The sequence below is a fragment of the Cognatundibacterium rugosum genome (genome assembly GCF_014284365.1).
In the GTDB taxonomy this organism is placed as follows: Bacteria; Pseudomonadota; Gammaproteobacteria; order Burkholderiales; family Burkholderiaceae_D; genus Undibacterium; species Undibacterium rugosum.
This window is the reverse complement of record NZ_JACOGG010000034.1, coordinates 1-15,082: the sequence shown is the minus strand read 5'-3', so window position 1 is coordinate 15,082 and position 15,082 is coordinate 1. Positions and strand designations below refer to the sequence as shown.

Genomic DNA, 15,082 nt, shown 5'->3' with positions numbered 1-15,082 from the left:
CAACGTATCGATCACAGTAAAACTGATCAACCCAATCGCGATGGAAGAAGGCTTGCGCTTCGCTATCCGTGAAGGTGGTCGTACAGTCGGTGCAGGCGTTGTTGCTAAAATCATCGAGTAATTTGTAATTTTGTAGTACACTAGTCGGCTGCCGTGTTTTTAAGCACGGCAGCCGACTTTTTTAGTATTCGCTCTTTGTAAATTTGCCACACTCTTTTGAGATGCTGGCTCGCTCTTTATAGGAATGGTTATGTCTACACAAAATCAAAAAATCCGCATTCGTCTGAAAGCATTCGATTACAAGCTGATCGATCAATCCGCTCTGGAGATCGTTGAAACAGCAAAGCGCACTGGTGCAGTTGTTAAGGGCCCGGTTCCTCTGCCAACACGTATCCAGCGTTTCGACGTACTGCGTTCCCCGCACGTGAACAAAACTTCCCGTGATCAGTTCGAAATCCGTACGCATCAGCGTCTGATGGACATCGTTGACCCAACAGATAAAACTGTTGACGCATTGATGAAACTCGACCTGCCAGCTGGCGTTGACGTAGAAATCAAACTGCAATAATCCAGATTTGCCTTCTTTTTGAAAGAAATACGAAAAATTCAGAAAATTTGACATACCACAAATTTTAGGAATTTCAAATATTTTGCCTTGTAAATTAAAAATTTGCGGGCTATAATGGAAGGCTTAAACGTGGGTCAGCTTCGGCTGGCCTATTTGTTTAAGTTTTTTAAACATCAGCCTCACCCAATCGTAGGTGAGAATGGAGAAAATAATGAGCTTGGGCCTAGTTGGTCGCAAGGTTGGCATGATGCGTATCTTTACTGATGACGGGGATTCTATTCCGGTTACAGTATTGGATGTATCCAACAACCGCGTGACGCAAGTCAAAACTCCTGAAACAGACGGTTACTCTGCTGTTCAGGTTACATTCGGTCAGCGCCGTGCATCCCGCGTAACTAAAGCGGCTGCCGGTCACCTCGCAAAAGCAGGTGTTGAAGCTGGTACAGTCTTAAAAGAATTCCGTGTTGAAGCTGCTAAAGCTGCTGAACTGAAAGCTGGCGATGTTGTGCCAGTCGGTTTGTTCGAAGCTGGTCAGAAAGTCGACGTGCAAGGCGTGACAATTGGTAAAGGCTATGCCGGTACCATCAAGCGTTACCACTTCTCTTCTGGTCGTGCAACTCACGGTAACTCCCGTTCCCATAACGTTCCAGGTTCTATCGGTATGGCGCAGGATCCAGGTCGTGTTTTCCCTGGTAAGCGCATGACTGGTCATCTGGGTGACGTTAAGCGCACCGTGCAAAATCTGGAAATCGCTCGCGTTGACGCAGAGCGCCAGTTGTTGCTGGTGAAGGGTGCCGTGCCTGGTGCAAAAAATGGTCAGGTGATTGTATCTCCTGCTGTTAAAGTTAAAGCTAAGAAGGGAGCCTAATCCATGGAACTGAAGCTCCTAAACGAACAAGGTCAGGCAGCAACCAGCGTTGCAGCATCCGACACTATCTTCGGTCGTGATTACAACGAAGCTTTGATTCATCAAGTTGTTGTTGCTTTCCAAGCGAATGCACGCAGCGGTAATCGTAAGCAAAAAGATCGCGAAGAAGTTCATCACACAACGAAAAAGCCATGGCGCCAAAAAGGCACAGGCCGTGCACGTGCTGGTATGTCTTCTTCTCCACTGTGGCGCGGGGGTGGTCGTATATTCCCGAATACGCCAGATGAGAACTTCTCTCACAAAGTTAACAAAAAGATGTATCGCGCAGGTATCTGCTCGATTCTGTCTCAGTTAGCACGTGAAGATCGTTTGCAAGTGGTTGATAATGTTGCTGTTGATGCGCCTAAGACAAAATTGTTGTCTGAAAAGCTCAAAGCAATGGGTTGCCTGGATTCCGTTCTGATCATCACTGATGAATTTAACGAAAATCTGATGTTGGCAGCACGTAACCTGGCTAACGTATTGGTTGTAGAGCCACGTTATGCTGATCCAGTTTCTTTAGTGTTCTACAAGAAAGTGTTGATCACTAAGCCAGCACTGGCAAAGATTGAGGAGATGCTGGCATGAGCGCATTAGTCAAACATAGCGAAGAACGCCTGTTGAAGGTGTTGCTGGCTCCTGTGATTTCTGAAAAAGCAACTATGGTTGCTGAGAAGAATGAACAAGTGGTTTTCCTGGTTACTCCAGATGCAACCAAGCCAGAAATCAAAGCTGCCGTCGAATTGCTGTTCAAGGTTCAGGTTGAATCTGTTCAAGTGGCAAATCGTCAAGGTAAACAAAAACGTACCGGTAGATTTACTGGCCGTCGCAATCATACAAAACGCGCTTTTGTATGCTTGAAGCCTGGTCAGGAAATCAACTTCACTGAGGGGGCATAATTATGGCACTCGTTAAGATGAAGCCAACCTCACCAGGTCGTCGTGGTATGGTGAAAGTGGTAACAGAAGGCCTGCACAAAGGTCGTCCGTTTGCTGCTTTGTTGGAAAAGAAATCCAAAACTGCTGGCCGTAACAACAACGGTCACATCACTACCCGTCATATCGGTGGTGGTCACAAGCATCACTACCGTGTAGTTGACTTCAAACGCAACCACAAAGACGGTATTCCTGCGACAGTTGAACGTATTGAATACGATCCTAACCGTACAGCACACATCGCGTTGTTGTGCTACGCGGACGGCGAACGTGCATACATCATCGCCCCTAAAGGCGTTGCAGCTGGCGATCAGCTGATGAACGGTTCCCAGGCTCCGATCAAAGCAGGTAACTGCTTGCCAATCCGTAACATCCCAGTCGGTACAACTATGCACTGCGTAGAAATGTTGCCAGGCAAAGGTGCGCAGATTGCACGTACAGCAGGTGCTGGCGTGGTATTGATGGCGCGTGAAGGTACTTACGCACAGGTTCGCCTGCGCTCCGGCGAAGTTCGTCGCATTCATATCGAATGTCGCGCAACCGTTGGTGAAGTAGGTAACGGCGAGCACAATCTGCGTAAGATTGGTAAAGCTGGTGCGATGCGCTGGCGTGGTGTTCGTCCTACCGTTCGCGGTGTGGTCATGAACCCGATCGATCACCCGCACGGTGGTGGTGAAGGTAGAACAGCAGCTGGTCGTCATCCAGTATCTCCATGGGGTCAACAGACCAAGGGTAAGAAGACACGTCGCAACAAGCGTACTACTTCGATGATCGTCTCACGCCGTGGTAAGAAATAAGGGATAACACATGACACGTTCATTGAAAAAAGGGCCGTTTTGTGACGCCCACCTGGTGAAGAAAGTCGAAGCTGCTCAAGCAACTAAAGACAAAAAGCCAATCAAGACTTGGTCCCGTCGTTCGACAATTATGCCGGACTTCATCGGTTTGACCATTGCGGTTCATAACGGTAAGCAACACGTACCGGTTTATGTTTCCGAAAACATGGTTGGTCATAAGCTCGGCGAATTCGCGCTGACCCGTACGTTCAAGGGTCACGCTGCCGATAAAAAGGCTAAGAAATAAGGACCGATGATGGAAACTAAAGCAACTCTTCGCGGTGTGCGTCTGTCTGAGCAAAAAGGTCGCCTGGTGGCAGATCTGATCCGCGGTAAAAAAGTAGATCAGGCATTGAATATCCTGACTTTCAGCCCGAAAAAAGGCGCTGCAATCATTAAGAAAGTGTTGGAGTCTGCAATTGCAAACGCCGAGCACAATGATGGCGCTGACATCGACGAACTGAAAGTAAAGACTATCTATGTCGAAAAAGGTGCGATTCTGAAGCGTTTCACAGCACGCGCTAAAGGTCGTGGTGATCGTATCTCTAAACAATCCTGTCACATCTACGTGACTGTTGGTAACTAAGGAGTCACGATGGGACAGAAGATACATCCAACCGGTTTTCGTCTGGCGGTAACACGTAACTGGTCTTCCCGTTGGTATGCAGGCAATGGCAACTTTGCTTCCATGCTCGGTGAAGATCTGAAAGTACGTGAGTACTTGAAGAAAAAACTGAAAAACGCTTCCGTTGGTCGCATCACTATTGAGCGTCCAGCTAAGAACGCACGCATCACCATTTACAGCTCCCGTCCAGGCGTTGTAATCGGTAAAAAAGGCGAAGACATCGAAGTTCTGAAAGCAGATTTGTCCAAGATGATGGGCGTGCCAGTTCACGTTAACATCGAAGAAATCCGCAAGCCAGAAATCGACGCTCAGCTGATCGCTGACTCTATCGCTCAGCAGCTCGAAAAACGTATTATGTTCCGCCGCGCGATGAAACGTGCGATGCAGAACGCAATGCGTCTGGGCGCGCAAGGCATCAAAATTATGTCTGGCGGTCGTCTGAATGGTATCGAAATCGCACGTAAAGAATGGTATCGCGAAGGCCGCGTGCCTCTGCATACACTGCGCGCTGATATCGACTACGGCTTCGGCGAAGCATCCACAACTTACGGCATTATTGGCGTTAAAGTGTGGGTCTACAAAGGTGATCGTTTGGCAAATGGCGATGCGCCTGTTATTGAATCGACTCCGGAAGACGACAAAAAACGTCGTGGCCCACGTCGTGACGATGGCAAGCCAAACAGCCGTCCACGTGCTAAGCGTCCTGAAGGGCAAAATACATCTGGCGCAGCAGCTCCAGCTAAGCGTGTACGCGCTAAAGCTGACGCAGCACCAGCTGAGAAAGCAGGAGAATAATCATGCTGCAACCAGCACGCAGAAAATATCGTAAGGAGCAAAAAGGCCGTAACAAGGGTATCTCGCATACCCGCGGTACAGCTGTTTCCTTCGGTGAGTTTGGCTTGAAAGCGGTTGGCCGTGGTCGTATCACAGCGCGTCAGATTGAAGCTGCGCGTCGTGCAATGACACGTCACATCAAGCGCGGTGGTCGTATCTGGATCCGCGTTTTCCCGGACAAGCCGATTTCCCAGAAGCCTGCAGAGGTTCGTATGGGTAATGGTAAAGGTAATCCTGAGTACTACGTTGCCGAGATTCAACCAGGCAAAATGTTGTACGAAATGGATGGTGTTGATGAATCGCTCGCACGTGAAGCGTTCCGCCTGGCGGCAGCAAAATTGCCGTTAGCAACGACTTTCGTCGTTCGCCAAGTCGGCCAATAATAGGAGTTGTAAATGAAAGTATCTGAACTCCAAGGTAAAGATCAAGCGGCTTTGACTAAAGAACTCAATGATCTGTTGAAGGCACAATTCAGCCTGCGTATGCAAATCGCTACTCAGCAACTGACTAACACTTCTCAGTTGAAAAAAGTTCGTCGTGACATCGCACGCGTGAAAACCGTCATGAATCAGAAGGATGCCAAATAATGAACGATCAAGTTAAAGTGGCATTGAAGCGCACATTGATTGGCAAAGTTGTGTCTGACAAGATGAACAAGACAGTCACTGTACTGGTTGAACGTCACGTCAAACATCCTTTGTATGGCAAGATCATCGTTCGTACTGCAAAGTACCACGCTCACGATGAAGCAAACCAGGCAAAGGCTGGCGACACAGTTGAAATTCAAGAAGGTCGTCCAATCTCCAAGACTAAAGCTTGGACAGTGACACGTGTGGTTCAAGTCGCGCAAGTCGTATAAATTTATTGCACAAAAATTTTTTTGATGCGATAATGATGGGCTGTTATTTACAAAGTACGTAAATAACAGCCTAAATGTCTTTCGCAACACCCTCTCGTTGTGAAAGTGGTTAAAAAAATCGTCCACCTAATCAGTTGGCTCGTGCATTGTGGGTTATGTAGGGGTTTGCTGGCAGGACCAAGACTGACTACAAACTTGCATTGTGCAAGTTGTGTGGATTAAGTTGGGAAAGAGAACATTATGATTCAAACAGAAAGCCGGCTGGAAGTAGCTGACAATACTGGTGCGCGCGAAGTACTGTGCATCAAGGTATTGGGCGGTTCCAAGCGTCGTTATGCGGGTATCGGTGATGTAATTAAAGTCACTGTGAAGTCTGCTGCTCCGCGCGGTCGTGTAAAAAAAGGTGAAATTTACAACGCCGTGGTTGTGAGAACAGCTAAGGGTGTTCGTCGTCAAGATGGCTCTTTGGTCAAATTTGATGGCAATGCTGCAGTATTGTTGAATGCAAAGCTTGAGCCTATCGGCACTCGTATTTTCGGCCCAGTGACACGCGAACTGCGTACTGAGCGCTTCATGAAAATCGTGTCTTTGGCTCCAGAAGTGCTGTAAGGAGTCGTGATGAATAAAATTCGTAAAAACGACGAAGTCATCGTCTTAACGGGTAAAGACAAAGGTAAACGTGGTCAGGTGCAAGCTTGCATCGACAGCGATTACGTTGTTGTAGCTGGTGTTAACGTTGCTAAGAAAGCAGTTAAACCAAACCCAATGACTGGCGCAGTTGGTGGCATCGTAGATAAATTGATGCCGATTCATGTGTCGAATGTTGCATTGTTCAATGCAGCTTCCGGCAAAGCAGACCGTGTAGGCTTTAAGGTCGTGGATGGTAAGAAAGTCCGCGTCTACAAGTCGACTGGCGAAGTTGTGAAGGCATAACATCATGGCCCGTCTACAAGCATTATATAAAGATAAAATCGTTGGTGAACTGACTGAAAAGTATGCGTACAAAACAGTCATGGAAGTTCCACGTATCCTGAAGATCACCCTGAACATGGGTTTGTCTGAAGCAGTTGCAGACAAAAAGATCATTGAGCATGCTGTTGGTGATCTGACGAAAATTGCTGGTCAAAAGCCAGTTGTTACCAAGGCTCGCAAAGCGATCGCTGGTTTTAAAATCCGTGAAGGTTATCCAATTGGCTGTATGGTAACTTTGCGTGGCGCTCAGATGTATGAATTCCTGGATCGTTTCATCACTGTGGCTCTGCCACGTGTACGTGACTTCCGTGGTGTTTCTGGTCGTGCGTTTGATGGTCGTGGTAACTACAACATCGGTGTCAAGGAACAGATCATTTTCCCTGAAATCGAGTACGACAAGATCGACGCATTGCGTGGTATGAATATCAGTATCACGACAACCGCAAAGACCGACGAAGAAGCGAAAGCGCTCCTCGCCGCATTTAAATTTCCGTTCAGAAACTGAGGTCGCCATGGCAAAATTGGCACTGATTAATCGTGAGCAAAAGCGTGCAGACTTAGTGAAGAAATTCGCTGGCAAGCGCGCCGAATTGAAGGCCATCATTGATGACCAATCAAAGACAGAAGAAGAGCGTTATTTAGCTCGTCTGAAGTTGCAGGCTTTGCCACGTAATTCTAACCCGACCCGCCAGCGTAATCGTTGCGCTTTGACAGGTCGTCCACGTGGTACATTCCGTAAATTCGGTCTGGGCCGTATTAAAGTCCGTGAAATCGCCATGCGTGGTGAAATTCCGGGTATGACTAAAGCCAGCTGGTAATAGGAGAATATGCAATGAGTATGAGCGATCCTATCGCCGATATGCTGACCCGCATCCGCAATGCACAAGTAGTTCAGAAAACTGTAGTTGCGATGCCGTCTTCTAAGGTAAAAGTTGCAATTGCAAACGTACTGAAAGACGAAGGTTACATTGAAGATTTCGCAGTTTCGGAAACTGCAGGTAAGTCCGAGTTGAAAATCGGCTTGAAATATTATGCAGGACGTCCTGTTATTGAACGCTTGGAGCGCGTATCCCGCCCAGGTCTGCGTATTTACAAAGGTAAAGACGAGATCCCAAGTGTGATGAACGGTTTGGGCGTGGCCATCGTGTCCACACCAAAAGGCGTCATGACTGACCGCAAAGCGCGCGCAACCGGTGTCGGTGGCGAAGTTATTTGCTACGTCGCCTAAGGAGTGAAAGATGTCTCGAGTAGGTAAGATGCCAATCGCTTTGCCGGCCGGTGCAGAAGTTGCAATCTCAGCAGAGCAGATTACAGTAAAAGGTCCTATGGGCGTTTTGTCACAAAGCCTGAACGGCTTGGTGACAATTGCGAACAACAACGGCACTTTGAGTTTTTCTCCAGCCAATGACGGCCGTGAAGCCAATGCGATGACAGGCACCCTGCGTGCCCTGGTCAACAACATGGTAAACGGTGTTACTAAAGGCTTTGAAAGAAAACTCACATTGGTCGGCGTTGGTTACAAAGCGCAAGCCCAAGGTGATAAGTTGAATTTGTCTTTAGGTTTCTCCCACCCAGTTGTACATCAAATGCCAGAAGGCGTTTCCTGTGCTACGCCAACTCCTACTGAAATCCTGATCAAAGGGATGGATAAGCAAAAAGTAGGTCAAGTTGCAGCTGAGGTCCGTGCATACCGCAGCCCAGAGCCATACAAAGGCAAGGGCGTCCGTTACTCGGACGAAGTGGTTGTAATTAAAGAAACCAAGAAGAAGTAATAGGGGTTGACGATGGACAAGAAACAATCACGTCTGCGCCGCGCACGTCAAACCCGTGCCAAGATCGCAGAACTCAAAGTGAACCGCCTGGCCGTGCATCGCACCAATTTGCACATCTACGCAAACATTATTGGCCCAGACGCCAAAGTGTTGGCATCGGCTTCTACATTGGAAGCAGAAGTACGTGCAGAGTTGGCTGGCAAATCCGGTGCGGGTGGCAACACTTCCGCCGCGACTTTGATCGGCAAGCGTGTAGCAGAGAAGGCAATCAAAGCAGGGGTTACCGAAGTTGCGTTTGACCGCTCCGGTTTCCGTTACCATGGTCGCATCAAGGCGCTGGCAGAAGCTGCGCGTGAAGCTGGCCTGAAGTTCTAAGGAAAATTTGTCATGGCAAAAATGCAAGCAAAAACAGCAGCCGACAAGCCGGATGATGGCATGCGCGAAAAGATGATCGCGATCAACCGTGTAACCAAAGTGGTTAAGGGTGGTCGTATCATGGGCTTCGCTGCATTGACAGTAGTTGGCGACGGCGATGGCCGTATCGGTATGGGCAAAGGAAAATCGAAAGAGGTTCCTGTTGCTGTACAAAAAGCGATGGAAGAAGCACGTCGCAAGATGATCAAAGTGACACTGAAAGACGGCACTCTGCAGCACACCGTTACAGGTAAGCACGGCGCATCTTCCGTCATGATTTCTCCTGCGAAAAAAGGTACTGGCGTTATCGCTGGTGGTCCAATGCGCGCGATTTTTGAAGTAATGGGTATTGAAAACGTTGTGGCTAAGTCCAACGGTTCCACAAATCCTTACAACATGGTTCGTGCGACTTTGAATGGTCTGGCTAAGATGAGTACTCCATCTGAAATCGCTGCAAAGCGTGGCAAGACCGTTGAAGAAATCCTCGGTTAAGGAGAGCGCGATGACTACTAAGACAGTTAAAGTGCAATTGGTCAAAGGTCTGATCGGCACACGCCAGGATCACCGTGCAACCGTACGTGGTCTGGGTCTGCGTCGCGTCAATTCGGTTTCCGAATTGCAAGACACGCCAGCAGTACGCGGCATGATCAACAAAGTCTCGTATCTTGTGAAGGTTGTAGCGTAAGTCGTCAGGCTTATGTTCGGAGCAAATTATGGAATTGAATAACATCCAACCTGCTGATGGCGCAAAACACTACAAACGTCGTGTTGGTCGTGGTATCGGTTCAGGTTTAGGTAAGACAGCGGGTCGCGGCCATAAAGGTCAAAAATCCCGTTCCGGCGGCTTTCATAAAGTCGGTTTCGAGGGCGGTCAGATGCCTCTGCAACGTCGTTTGCCAAAACGCGGTTTCAAATCGCTGGCAACACCGTTTAAAGCAGAAGTTCGTTTGACAGACCTGGAAAACCTGCCAGTGACTGAAATCGATATTCTGGCTTTGAAACAAGCTGGTGTCGTTTCTGAACTCGCACGTACAGTACGTGTGATTCTGTCTGGCGCGATTTCCAAAAAAGTTACTTTGAACGGCTTGATCGTCACTAAAGGCGCTAAAGCTGCAATCGAAGCTGCTGGCGGAACCATCGCTTAATTCAGTGCAGACACCGGAGCAATAATTGGCAACATCTCCACAACAAGCTAAAAGCGCTGCAAGCGGATTTCCATGGGGTCGACTCTGGTTTTTGCTGGCTGCGCTGGTTGTCTACAGGATCGGTGCTCACGTACCGGTCCCGGGTATAGACCCTACTGCATTGGCGGACTTGTTTAAACAAAACCAAGGTGGTATTTTGGGGATGTTTAACATGTTCTCCGGTGGTGCATTGTCACGGTTCACCGTGTTTGCGCTGGGTATCATGCCGTATATTTCGGCATCGATTATCATGCAGTTGATGTCTATTGTTTCTCCGCAACTGGAAGCACTGAAAAAAGAAGGTGAGTCCGGACGCAGAAAAATTACACAATACACTCGGTATGGAACGCTGGTTTTAGCGACACTTCAGGCGTATTTCATTGCGTTTGGCTTGGAAGCTCAACCAGGCCTGGTAATTGATCCAGGTTTGGCATTCCGTTTTACGACTGTAGTTACGTTGGTAACCGGAACGATGTTCCTGATGTGGTTGGGTGAACAAATTACTGAGCGTGGCTTGGGTAATGGTATCTCTATCATTATTTTCGCCGGTATCGCTGCAGGTTTGCCTGGTGCATTGGGTGGTTTGTTCTCACTGGTTAGCACTGGTGAAATGCATCCTGCTTCGGTCCTGTTAATCTGTGTGATTGCTGCTGCTGTCACGTTCATGGTGGTATTTATTGAACGCGGTCAGCGTAAGATCCTGGTGAACTACGCAAAACGTCAGGTAGGTAACAAAGTATATGGTGGTCAAAGCAGTCATTTGCCACTGAAGCTGAATATGGCAGGTGTGATTCCTCCCATTTTTGCTTCTTCCATTATTTTGTTCCCAGCGACGATTACCAGCTGGTTCGCTAAAGGTGCAGATTCTTCCAGTGGTGTTATCACCTTCCTGAAAGATCTGGCAGCTTCTATGGCGCCGGGTGAGCCGATCCACGCTTTGTTGTACGCTGTAGCTATCATTTTCTTCTGCTTCTTCTACACCGCTTTGGTGTTCAACAGCAAAGAAACAGCTGACAACCTGAAAAAGAGTGGAGCGTTTGTTCCGGGAATCCGTCCAGGTGACCAGACTGCTCGTTATATCGATAAGATCCTGATGCGTCTGACACTGGCCGGTGCGGTTTATATTACGCTGGTTTGTTTGTTACCAGAATTCTTAATCGCCAAATGGAAAGTACCATTTTACTTCGGCGGCACCTCGCTGCTGATTATCGTGGTCGTGACCATGGACTTTATGGCTCAGGTTCAGAATTATGTGATGTCCCAGCAATATGAATCGCTTCTTCGTAAAGCAAATTTCAAGGGCGGGATTCCTTCGCGGTGATTGCCTCGAGGAACAGCAGATCGAATGGCAAAAGACGACGTTATACAGATGCAGGGCGAGATTCTTGAGAATCTTCCGAATGCAACATTTCGAGTTAAGTTGGAAAACGGGCATGTTGTACTAGGCCATATTTCCGGGAAGATGCGAATGAACTATATCCGTATTCTTCCTGGTGATAAGGTGACAGTGGAATTGACGCCTTATGATTTGAGCCGGGCGCGAATAGTGTTCCGTACCAAGTAAATTAAATTGTATTAAAAGGGAAGAGGGCAAAAATGAAAGTTCTCGCATCAGTTAAGCGGATCTGCCGCAACTGCAAAATCATCAAGCGCAAAGGTGTTGTTCGTGTTATCTGCACAGAACCACGCCATAAACAGCGCCAAGGTTAATTAACGTTATTGAACGAGGAATAACGAATGGCACGTATCGCAGGGGTTAATATCCCAAATCATCAGCATACCGTAATCGGCTTGACAGCGATCTATGGTATTGGCCGTCCACGCTCACAGCAAATCTGTGAAGCAACGGGTGTTCTGACCACTAAAAAGGTCAAAGATCTGGACGACAACGAACTCGAAAAGCTTCGCGACGAAATCGGTAAATTCATCGTTGAAGGCGATTTGCGTCGTGAACTGTCCATGAACATCAAGCGTTTGATGGACTTGGGTTGCTATCGTGGCTTGCGTCACCGTAAAGGCTTGCCAGTTCGTGGTCAACGTACACGTACTAACGCACGTACACGTAAAGGCCCACGTAAAGCAGCGCAATCTTTGAAGAAATAATCCAGGCTAGCCCGGATCCAAGGAAAACATTATGGCAAAAGCTCAAAATAACGCGGCAGCAGCACGTGCGCGTAAGAAAGTTAAAAAGAACGTTGCAGAAGGTATTGCTCACGTTCACGCTTCTTTCAACAACACTATCATCACGATCACTGATCGCCAAGGCAACGCGTTGTCTTGGGCAACTGCTGGTGGTGCCGGCTTCAAAGGCTCTCGTAAGTCTACTCCGTTTGCAGCGCAGGTTGCGGCAGAGGCAGCTGGTAAAGTTGCTGTAGAATGCGGTATCAAAAATCTGGAAGTACGTATCAAAGGCCCAGGCCCAGGTCGTGAATCTTCCGTTCGCGCTCTGAACAATCTGGGTATCAAGATCTCCCTGATCCAGGACGTAACACCAGTTCCACATAACGGCTGCCGCCCTCCAAAGCGTCGTCGTATCTAAGCAGCGATATTTGTCGCTGGCGTTCTGACGATTTTTTCGTTAGAATGCAAGCCCGCCATTTTGTTGGCGGGTTTTGTGTTGGGAAATTTTATTTCAGACAAGCAGCATGTTGCTGACTGTCTTTAAGACCACTGTCTGGTAGCAGGTAGATCAGACTAGCGCAGCTTGTTCTGCGTCAATTACTAAAGGAAATTACTGTGGCACGTTATATCGGACCTAAAGCTAAGTTATCCCGCCGCGAAGGCACGGATCTGTTCCTGAAAAGCGCACGTCGCTCTTTGGACTCCAAGTGCAAATTAGATGCAAAACCAGGTCAACATGGTCGCACTTCCGGTGCTCGTACCTCTGACTTCGGTAACCAATTGCGCGAAAAGCAAAAAGTTAAACGTATGTACGGCGTACTGGAACGTCAATTCCGCCGCTACTTCGCTGAAGCAGACCGTCAAAAAGGTAACACAGGCGAAACACTGTTGAAATTGCTGGAATCCCGTCTGGACAACGTTGCTTACCGTATGGGCTTTGGCTCCACACGCGCTGAAGCACGTCAGCTGGTGAGCCACAAAGCTTTCACAGTTAACGGTATCGTTGTGAACATCGCTTCTTACCAGGTTAAAGCTGGTGACGTCGTTGCTGTTCGTGAAAAAGCGAAAAAACAAGTACGTATCGTTGAAGCGCTGTCCCTGGCTGAGCAGTCCGGCATGCCTTCTTGGGTTGCTGTTGATGCGAAGAAAATGGAAGGTACTTTCAAGTCCATGCCAGATCGCAGCGACATCGCTCACGATGTCAACGAATCCCTGATCGTTGAATTGTATTCTCGTTAATTCTGAGTTTCACTGCCTGCCTGTTTTTCGACAGGCAGGCTTTTTTCTTTAATGCCATCAGCCTTATCGGTGTAACGAACCGAGGGTATTGAAAAGGACATTTCATGCAAAACAATCTGTTGAAGCCACGTATCATTGATGTGGAAATGCTGGGTGCCGGTCACGCTAAAGTGACTATGGAACCGTTTGAACGTGGCTATGGCCACACACTGGGTAATGCGCTGCGTCGCGTGCTGCTGTCGACCATGACAGGCTATGCACCGACTGAAGTGACGATCGCTGGCGTGGTTCATGAGTATTCCTCCCTCGATGGCGTTCAGGAAGACGTTGTTGACATCCTGCTCAACTTGAAAGGCGTCGTCTTCAAGTTGCACAACCGTGATGAAGTCACGCTGACATTGAAGAAAGATGGCGAAGGCGCAGTGCTGGCTTCAGACATCGATCTGCCACATGATGTTGAACTGATCAACCCAGATCACGTGATCGCGAATCTGACTGCCGGCGGTAAGCTGGATATGCAGATCAAGGTAGAAAAAGGCCGTGGCTATGTGCCAGGTAACGTACGTCGTCTGTCTGAAGATGCAAACAAGACCATTGGCCGTATGATATTGGACGCGTCTTTCTCTCCAGTGCGTCGTGTTTCCTATGCGGTTGAATCTGCCCGTGTGGAACAGCGTACCGATCTGGACAAGCTGGTCATCAATATCGAAACCAATGGCGTGATCTCTCCTGAAGAAGCAATTCGTCAGTCCGCACGCGTACTGGTTGATCAATTGACCGTATTTGCAGCACTGGAAGGCACTGAAGCAGCAGCTGAAGCACCATCCCGCGCACCTGCAGTGGATCCGGTTCTGTTGCGTCCAGTCGATGATCTGGAACTCACAGTCCGTTCCGCAAACTGCCTGAAAGCAGAAAATATTTACTACATTGGTGATCTGATCCAACGTAGCGAAAATGAACTGTTGAAGACACCAAACCTGGGCCGCAAATCTTTGAACGAAATCAAAGAAGTACTGGCATCCCGTGGTCTGTCTTTGGGCATGAAGCTGGAAAACTGGCCACCTGCTGGCCTGGAAAAATAATTTATCCCGATGAACGGTTCTATCCGGACCGTTCATTTTTTAACGTCGTAAATAATTACCGGCCCGCGACTGATGTCGATAGAAGAGCTGGCATTGAAATCTGAAAGGAAATACCATGCGTCACCGTCACGGCTTACGTAAGCTGAATCGTACTTCTTCCCACCGTCTGGCTATGCTGCGCAACATGACAGTTTCCCTGCTGCGTCATGAAGCCATCAAAACAACTCTGCCAAAAGCAAAAGAATTGCGCCGCGTTGTAGAGCCTATCCTGACTCTGGGTAAAACTGACACACTGGCTAACAAACGTCTGGCATTTGCCCGTTTGCGCGATCGTGAAATTGTTCAGAAGCTGTTTGCTGAACTGGGCCCACGTTACGCAACACGTAACGGCGGCTACCTGCGCATCCTGAAAATGGGTTTCCGCGTTGGCGACAATGCACCTATGGCTTACGTTGAACTGGTAGATCGTCCAGAAACAACTGAAGTTGCAGACGCTCCTGTAGCAGAATAATTGGGAAGTTCGCTTCCTGATGCAAAGAAAACCGCTCAATCTGAGCGGTTTTTTTTTCGTCTGTTGTCTGTCCACCGAAGTCATATGAGGCTTGGCTGTAAGCATCCGGTGAAGTCATCTTGAAGTTAAGTGCGTAAGCGTAGATGATCGTGTCCACTTAATAAGTGGACACTTGTACATGATGGACGATGGAATCAATACGCCAAGACGGCGTCGGCGGCAC

Annotated in this window: 30 protein-coding genes; all 30 read left to right on the top strand. The window is 48.3% G+C overall.

The genetic code is table 11. The annotated features are described in order from the left end of the window. Positions 1–121 (top strand): EF-Tu C-terminal domain-related protein (locus tag H8K47_RS17580; RefSeq protein ID WP_456243333.1); only part of this gene is annotated, 121 nt, incomplete at its 5' end. Between the two features lie 129 nt (positions 122–250). Beyond that, complete coding sequence (gene rpsJ, locus H8K47_RS17575; protein ID WP_110255911.1) at positions 251–568, top strand: 30S ribosomal protein S10; 318 nt, start codon at positions 251–253, stop codon at positions 566–568. Positions 569–779: 211 nt separating this feature from the next. After that, entirely contained in the window at positions 780–1,436 is a 657-nt protein-coding gene (gene rplC / locus H8K47_RS17570) for a 50S ribosomal protein L3 (RefSeq protein ID WP_162021786.1), read from the top strand. 3 nt (positions 1,437–1,439) lie between these two features. Beyond that, complete coding sequence (gene rplD / locus H8K47_RS17565; RefSeq protein ID WP_162021785.1) at positions 1,440–2,063, top strand: 50S ribosomal protein L4; 624 nt, start codon at positions 1,440–1,442, stop codon at positions 2,061–2,063. Further along, positions 2,060–2,374: a 50S ribosomal protein L23 gene (gene rplW, locus H8K47_RS17560; RefSeq protein ID WP_162021784.1), complete on the top strand. Its 315-nt coding sequence runs from the start codon at positions 2,060–2,062 to the stop codon at positions 2,372–2,374. The genes rplD and rplW overlap by 4 nt, the downstream gene beginning before the upstream one ends. Before the next feature lie 2 nt (positions 2,375–2,376). Then, positions 2,377–3,207, top strand: a complete 831-nt coding sequence (gene rplB / locus H8K47_RS17555; protein WP_186882660.1) for a 50S ribosomal protein L2 — start codon at positions 2,377–2,379, stop codon at positions 3,205–3,207. Between the two features lie 10 nt (positions 3,208–3,217). Then, on the top strand, positions 3,218–3,493 hold the full coding sequence (gene rpsS, locus H8K47_RS17550) for a 30S ribosomal protein S19 (protein WP_007875308.1): 276 nt from the start codon (positions 3,218–3,220) through the stop codon (positions 3,491–3,493). Positions 3,494–3,499: 6 nt separating this feature from the next. Next, positions 3,500–3,832: a 50S ribosomal protein L22 gene (gene rplV, locus H8K47_RS17545; RefSeq protein ID WP_186882659.1), complete on the top strand. Its 333-nt coding sequence runs from the start codon at positions 3,500–3,502 to the stop codon at positions 3,830–3,832. 9 nt (positions 3,833–3,841) lie between these two features. Then, positions 3,842–4,666 (top strand): 30S ribosomal protein S3, encoded by an 825-nt coding sequence (rpsC, locus tag H8K47_RS17540; RefSeq protein ID WP_162021782.1) that lies wholly within the window; start codon positions 3,842–3,844, stop codon positions 4,664–4,666. Positions 4,667–4,668: 2 nt separating this feature from the next. Continuing rightward, positions 4,669–5,088: a 50S ribosomal protein L16 gene (gene rplP / locus H8K47_RS17535; RefSeq protein WP_186882658.1), complete on the top strand. Its 420-nt coding sequence runs from the start codon at positions 4,669–4,671 to the stop codon at positions 5,086–5,088. A 12-nt stretch (positions 5,089–5,100) separates the two neighbouring features. Beyond that, entirely contained in the window at positions 5,101–5,292 is a 192-nt protein-coding gene (rpmC, locus tag H8K47_RS17530; protein WP_162021780.1) for a 50S ribosomal protein L29, read from the top strand. Beyond that, entirely contained in the window at positions 5,292–5,564 is a 273-nt protein-coding gene (rpsQ, locus tag H8K47_RS17525) for a 30S ribosomal protein S17 (RefSeq protein ID WP_162021779.1), read from the top strand. Before rpmC ends, rpsQ begins: the two co-directional genes overlap by 1 nt. Positions 5,565–5,804: 240 nt before the next feature. Beyond that, positions 5,805–6,173 (top strand): 50S ribosomal protein L14, encoded by a 369-nt coding sequence (rplN, locus tag H8K47_RS17520; RefSeq protein ID WP_006464924.1) that lies wholly within the window; start codon positions 5,805–5,807, stop codon positions 6,171–6,173. Positions 6,174–6,182: 9 nt separating this feature from the next. Then, positions 6,183–6,497, top strand: coding sequence for a 50S ribosomal protein L24 (gene rplX, locus H8K47_RS17515; RefSeq protein ID WP_162021778.1), 315 nt, complete (start codon positions 6,183–6,185; stop codon positions 6,495–6,497). A 4-nt stretch (positions 6,498–6,501) separates the two neighbouring features. Continuing rightward, on the top strand, positions 6,502–7,041 hold the full coding sequence (gene rplE, locus H8K47_RS17510; protein WP_162021777.1) for a 50S ribosomal protein L5: 540 nt from the start codon (positions 6,502–6,504) through the stop codon (positions 7,039–7,041). A gap of 7 nt (positions 7,042–7,048) precedes the next feature. After that, positions 7,049–7,354, top strand: a complete 306-nt coding sequence (gene rpsN / locus H8K47_RS17505; protein WP_162021776.1) for a 30S ribosomal protein S14 — start codon at positions 7,049–7,051, stop codon at positions 7,352–7,354. Positions 7,355–7,368: 14 nt separating this feature from the next. After that, positions 7,369–7,764 (top strand): 30S ribosomal protein S8, encoded by a 396-nt coding sequence (gene rpsH / locus H8K47_RS17500; RefSeq protein WP_162021775.1) that lies wholly within the window; start codon positions 7,369–7,371, stop codon positions 7,762–7,764. 10 nt (positions 7,765–7,774) lie between these two features. Beyond that, positions 7,775–8,308, top strand: a complete 534-nt coding sequence (rplF, locus tag H8K47_RS17495; RefSeq protein ID WP_186882657.1) for a 50S ribosomal protein L6 — start codon at positions 7,775–7,777, stop codon at positions 8,306–8,308. Between the two features lie 12 nt (positions 8,309–8,320). Beyond that, positions 8,321–8,683: a 50S ribosomal protein L18 gene (gene rplR, locus H8K47_RS17490; protein WP_162021773.1), complete on the top strand. Its 363-nt coding sequence runs from the start codon at positions 8,321–8,323 to the stop codon at positions 8,681–8,683. A 12-nt stretch (positions 8,684–8,695) separates the two neighbouring features. Then, positions 8,696–9,214 carry a 30S ribosomal protein S5 gene (rpsE, locus tag H8K47_RS17485; protein ID WP_186882656.1) on the top strand — a complete coding sequence of 173 codons (519 nt, stop codon included), beginning with the start codon at positions 8,696–8,698 and terminating at the stop codon, positions 9,212–9,214. A gap of 10 nt (positions 9,215–9,224) precedes the next feature. Then, positions 9,225–9,407: a 50S ribosomal protein L30 gene (gene rpmD, locus H8K47_RS17480; RefSeq protein ID WP_162021771.1), complete on the top strand. Its 183-nt coding sequence runs from the start codon at positions 9,225–9,227 to the stop codon at positions 9,405–9,407. A gap of 28 nt (positions 9,408–9,435) precedes the next feature. Beyond that, positions 9,436–9,867, top strand: a complete 432-nt coding sequence (gene rplO / locus H8K47_RS17475; protein WP_162021770.1) for a 50S ribosomal protein L15 — start codon at positions 9,436–9,438, stop codon at positions 9,865–9,867. Between the two features lie 25 nt (positions 9,868–9,892). After that, complete coding sequence (gene secY / locus H8K47_RS17470; protein ID WP_186882655.1) at positions 9,893–11,227, top strand: preprotein translocase subunit SecY; 1,335 nt, start codon at positions 9,893–9,895, stop codon at positions 11,225–11,227. Between the two features lie 24 nt (positions 11,228–11,251). Beyond that, the gene (gene infA / locus H8K47_RS17465; protein ID WP_005663428.1) at positions 11,252–11,470 is read left to right on the top strand and encodes a translation initiation factor IF-1; all 219 of its coding nucleotides are present in this window, start codon (positions 11,252–11,254) and stop codon (positions 11,468–11,470) included. Positions 11,471–11,502: 32 nt separating this feature from the next. Beyond that, positions 11,503–11,616 (top strand): 50S ribosomal protein L36, encoded by a 114-nt coding sequence (rpmJ, locus tag H8K47_RS17460; protein ID WP_014004415.1) that lies wholly within the window; start codon positions 11,503–11,505, stop codon positions 11,614–11,616. Between the two features lie 27 nt (positions 11,617–11,643). Further along, a complete protein-coding gene (rpsM, locus tag H8K47_RS17455) occupies positions 11,644–12,009 on the top strand; it encodes a 30S ribosomal protein S13 (RefSeq protein WP_162021768.1) in 366 nt (121 codons plus the stop codon). Between the two features lie 31 nt (positions 12,010–12,040). Then, complete coding sequence (rpsK, locus tag H8K47_RS17450) at positions 12,041–12,445, top strand: 30S ribosomal protein S11 (RefSeq protein ID WP_110255932.1); 405 nt, start codon at positions 12,041–12,043, stop codon at positions 12,443–12,445. 197 nt (positions 12,446–12,642) lie between these two features. Beyond that, the gene (gene rpsD / locus H8K47_RS17445; RefSeq protein WP_162021767.1) at positions 12,643–13,266 is read left to right on the top strand and encodes a 30S ribosomal protein S4; all 624 of its coding nucleotides are present in this window, start codon (positions 12,643–12,645) and stop codon (positions 13,264–13,266) included. Positions 13,267–13,370: 104 nt separating this feature from the next. Then, positions 13,371–14,348, top strand: coding sequence for a DNA-directed RNA polymerase subunit alpha (locus tag H8K47_RS17440; protein WP_162021766.1), 978 nt, complete (start codon positions 13,371–13,373; stop codon positions 14,346–14,348). A 115-nt stretch (positions 14,349–14,463) separates the two neighbouring features. After that, entirely contained in the window at positions 14,464–14,859 is a 396-nt protein-coding gene (gene rplQ, locus H8K47_RS17435) for a 50S ribosomal protein L17 (RefSeq protein ID WP_162021765.1), read from the top strand. Positions 14,860–15,082 lie beyond the last annotated feature (223 nt).

Coding starts and splice junctions, on each gene's coding strand:
- rplD (WP_162021785.1), top strand. CDS start 1,440: ATGGAACTGAAGCTCCTAAACGAACAAGGTCAGGCAGCAACCAGCGTT.
- rpsK (WP_110255932.1), top strand. CDS start 12,041: ATGGCAAAAGCTCAAAATAACGCGGCAGCAGCACGTGCGCGTAAGAAA.
- rpsQ (WP_162021779.1), top strand. CDS start 5,292: ATGAACGATCAAGTTAAAGTGGCATTGAAGCGCACATTGATTGGCAAA.
- rpsJ (WP_110255911.1), top strand. CDS start 251: ATGTCTACACAAAATCAAAAAATCCGCATTCGTCTGAAAGCATTCGAT.
- rplC (WP_162021786.1), top strand. CDS start 780: ATGAGCTTGGGCCTAGTTGGTCGCAAGGTTGGCATGATGCGTATCTTT.
- rpsN (WP_162021776.1), top strand. CDS start 7,049: ATGGCAAAATTGGCACTGATTAATCGTGAGCAAAAGCGTGCAGACTTA.
- rplN (WP_006464924.1), top strand. CDS start 5,805: ATGATTCAAACAGAAAGCCGGCTGGAAGTAGCTGACAATACTGGTGCG.
- rplP (WP_186882658.1), top strand. CDS start 4,669: ATGCTGCAACCAGCACGCAGAAAATATCGTAAGGAGCAAAAAGGCCGT.
- rplW (WP_162021784.1), top strand. CDS start 2,060: ATGAGCGCATTAGTCAAACATAGCGAAGAACGCCTGTTGAAGGTGTTG.
- rpmJ (WP_014004415.1), top strand. CDS start 11,503: ATGAAAGTTCTCGCATCAGTTAAGCGGATCTGCCGCAACTGCAAAATC.
- rplX (WP_162021778.1), top strand. CDS start 6,183: ATGAATAAAATTCGTAAAAACGACGAAGTCATCGTCTTAACGGGTAAA.
- rpmD (WP_162021771.1), top strand. CDS start 9,225: ATGACTACTAAGACAGTTAAAGTGCAATTGGTCAAAGGTCTGATCGGC.
- rpmC (WP_162021780.1), top strand. CDS start 5,101: ATGAAAGTATCTGAACTCCAAGGTAAAGATCAAGCGGCTTTGACTAAA.
- rplO (WP_162021770.1), top strand. CDS start 9,436: ATGGAATTGAATAACATCCAACCTGCTGATGGCGCAAAACACTACAAA.
- rpsE (WP_186882656.1), top strand. CDS start 8,696: ATGGCAAAAATGCAAGCAAAAACAGCAGCCGACAAGCCGGATGATGGC.
- rplV (WP_186882659.1), top strand. CDS start 3,500: ATGATGGAAACTAAAGCAACTCTTCGCGGTGTGCGTCTGTCTGAGCAA.
- rplB (WP_186882660.1), top strand. CDS start 2,377: ATGGCACTCGTTAAGATGAAGCCAACCTCACCAGGTCGTCGTGGTATG.
- rplF (WP_186882657.1), top strand. CDS start 7,775: ATGTCTCGAGTAGGTAAGATGCCAATCGCTTTGCCGGCCGGTGCAGAA.
- rpsC (WP_162021782.1), top strand. CDS start 3,842: ATGGGACAGAAGATACATCCAACCGGTTTTCGTCTGGCGGTAACACGT.
- rplE (WP_162021777.1), top strand. CDS start 6,502: ATGGCCCGTCTACAAGCATTATATAAAGATAAAATCGTTGGTGAACTG.
- rpsM (WP_162021768.1), top strand. CDS start 11,644: ATGGCACGTATCGCAGGGGTTAATATCCCAAATCATCAGCATACCGTA.
- H8K47_RS17440 (WP_162021766.1), top strand. CDS start 13,371: ATGCAAAACAATCTGTTGAAGCCACGTATCATTGATGTGGAAATGCTG.
- rplQ (WP_162021765.1), top strand. CDS start 14,464: ATGCGTCACCGTCACGGCTTACGTAAGCTGAATCGTACTTCTTCCCAC.
- rpsH (WP_162021775.1), top strand. CDS start 7,369: ATGAGTATGAGCGATCCTATCGCCGATATGCTGACCCGCATCCGCAAT.
- rpsS (WP_007875308.1), top strand. CDS start 3,218: ATGACACGTTCATTGAAAAAAGGGCCGTTTTGTGACGCCCACCTGGTG.
- infA (WP_005663428.1), top strand. CDS start 11,252: ATGGCAAAAGACGACGTTATACAGATGCAGGGCGAGATTCTTGAGAAT.
- rplR (WP_162021773.1), top strand. CDS start 8,321: ATGGACAAGAAACAATCACGTCTGCGCCGCGCACGTCAAACCCGTGCC.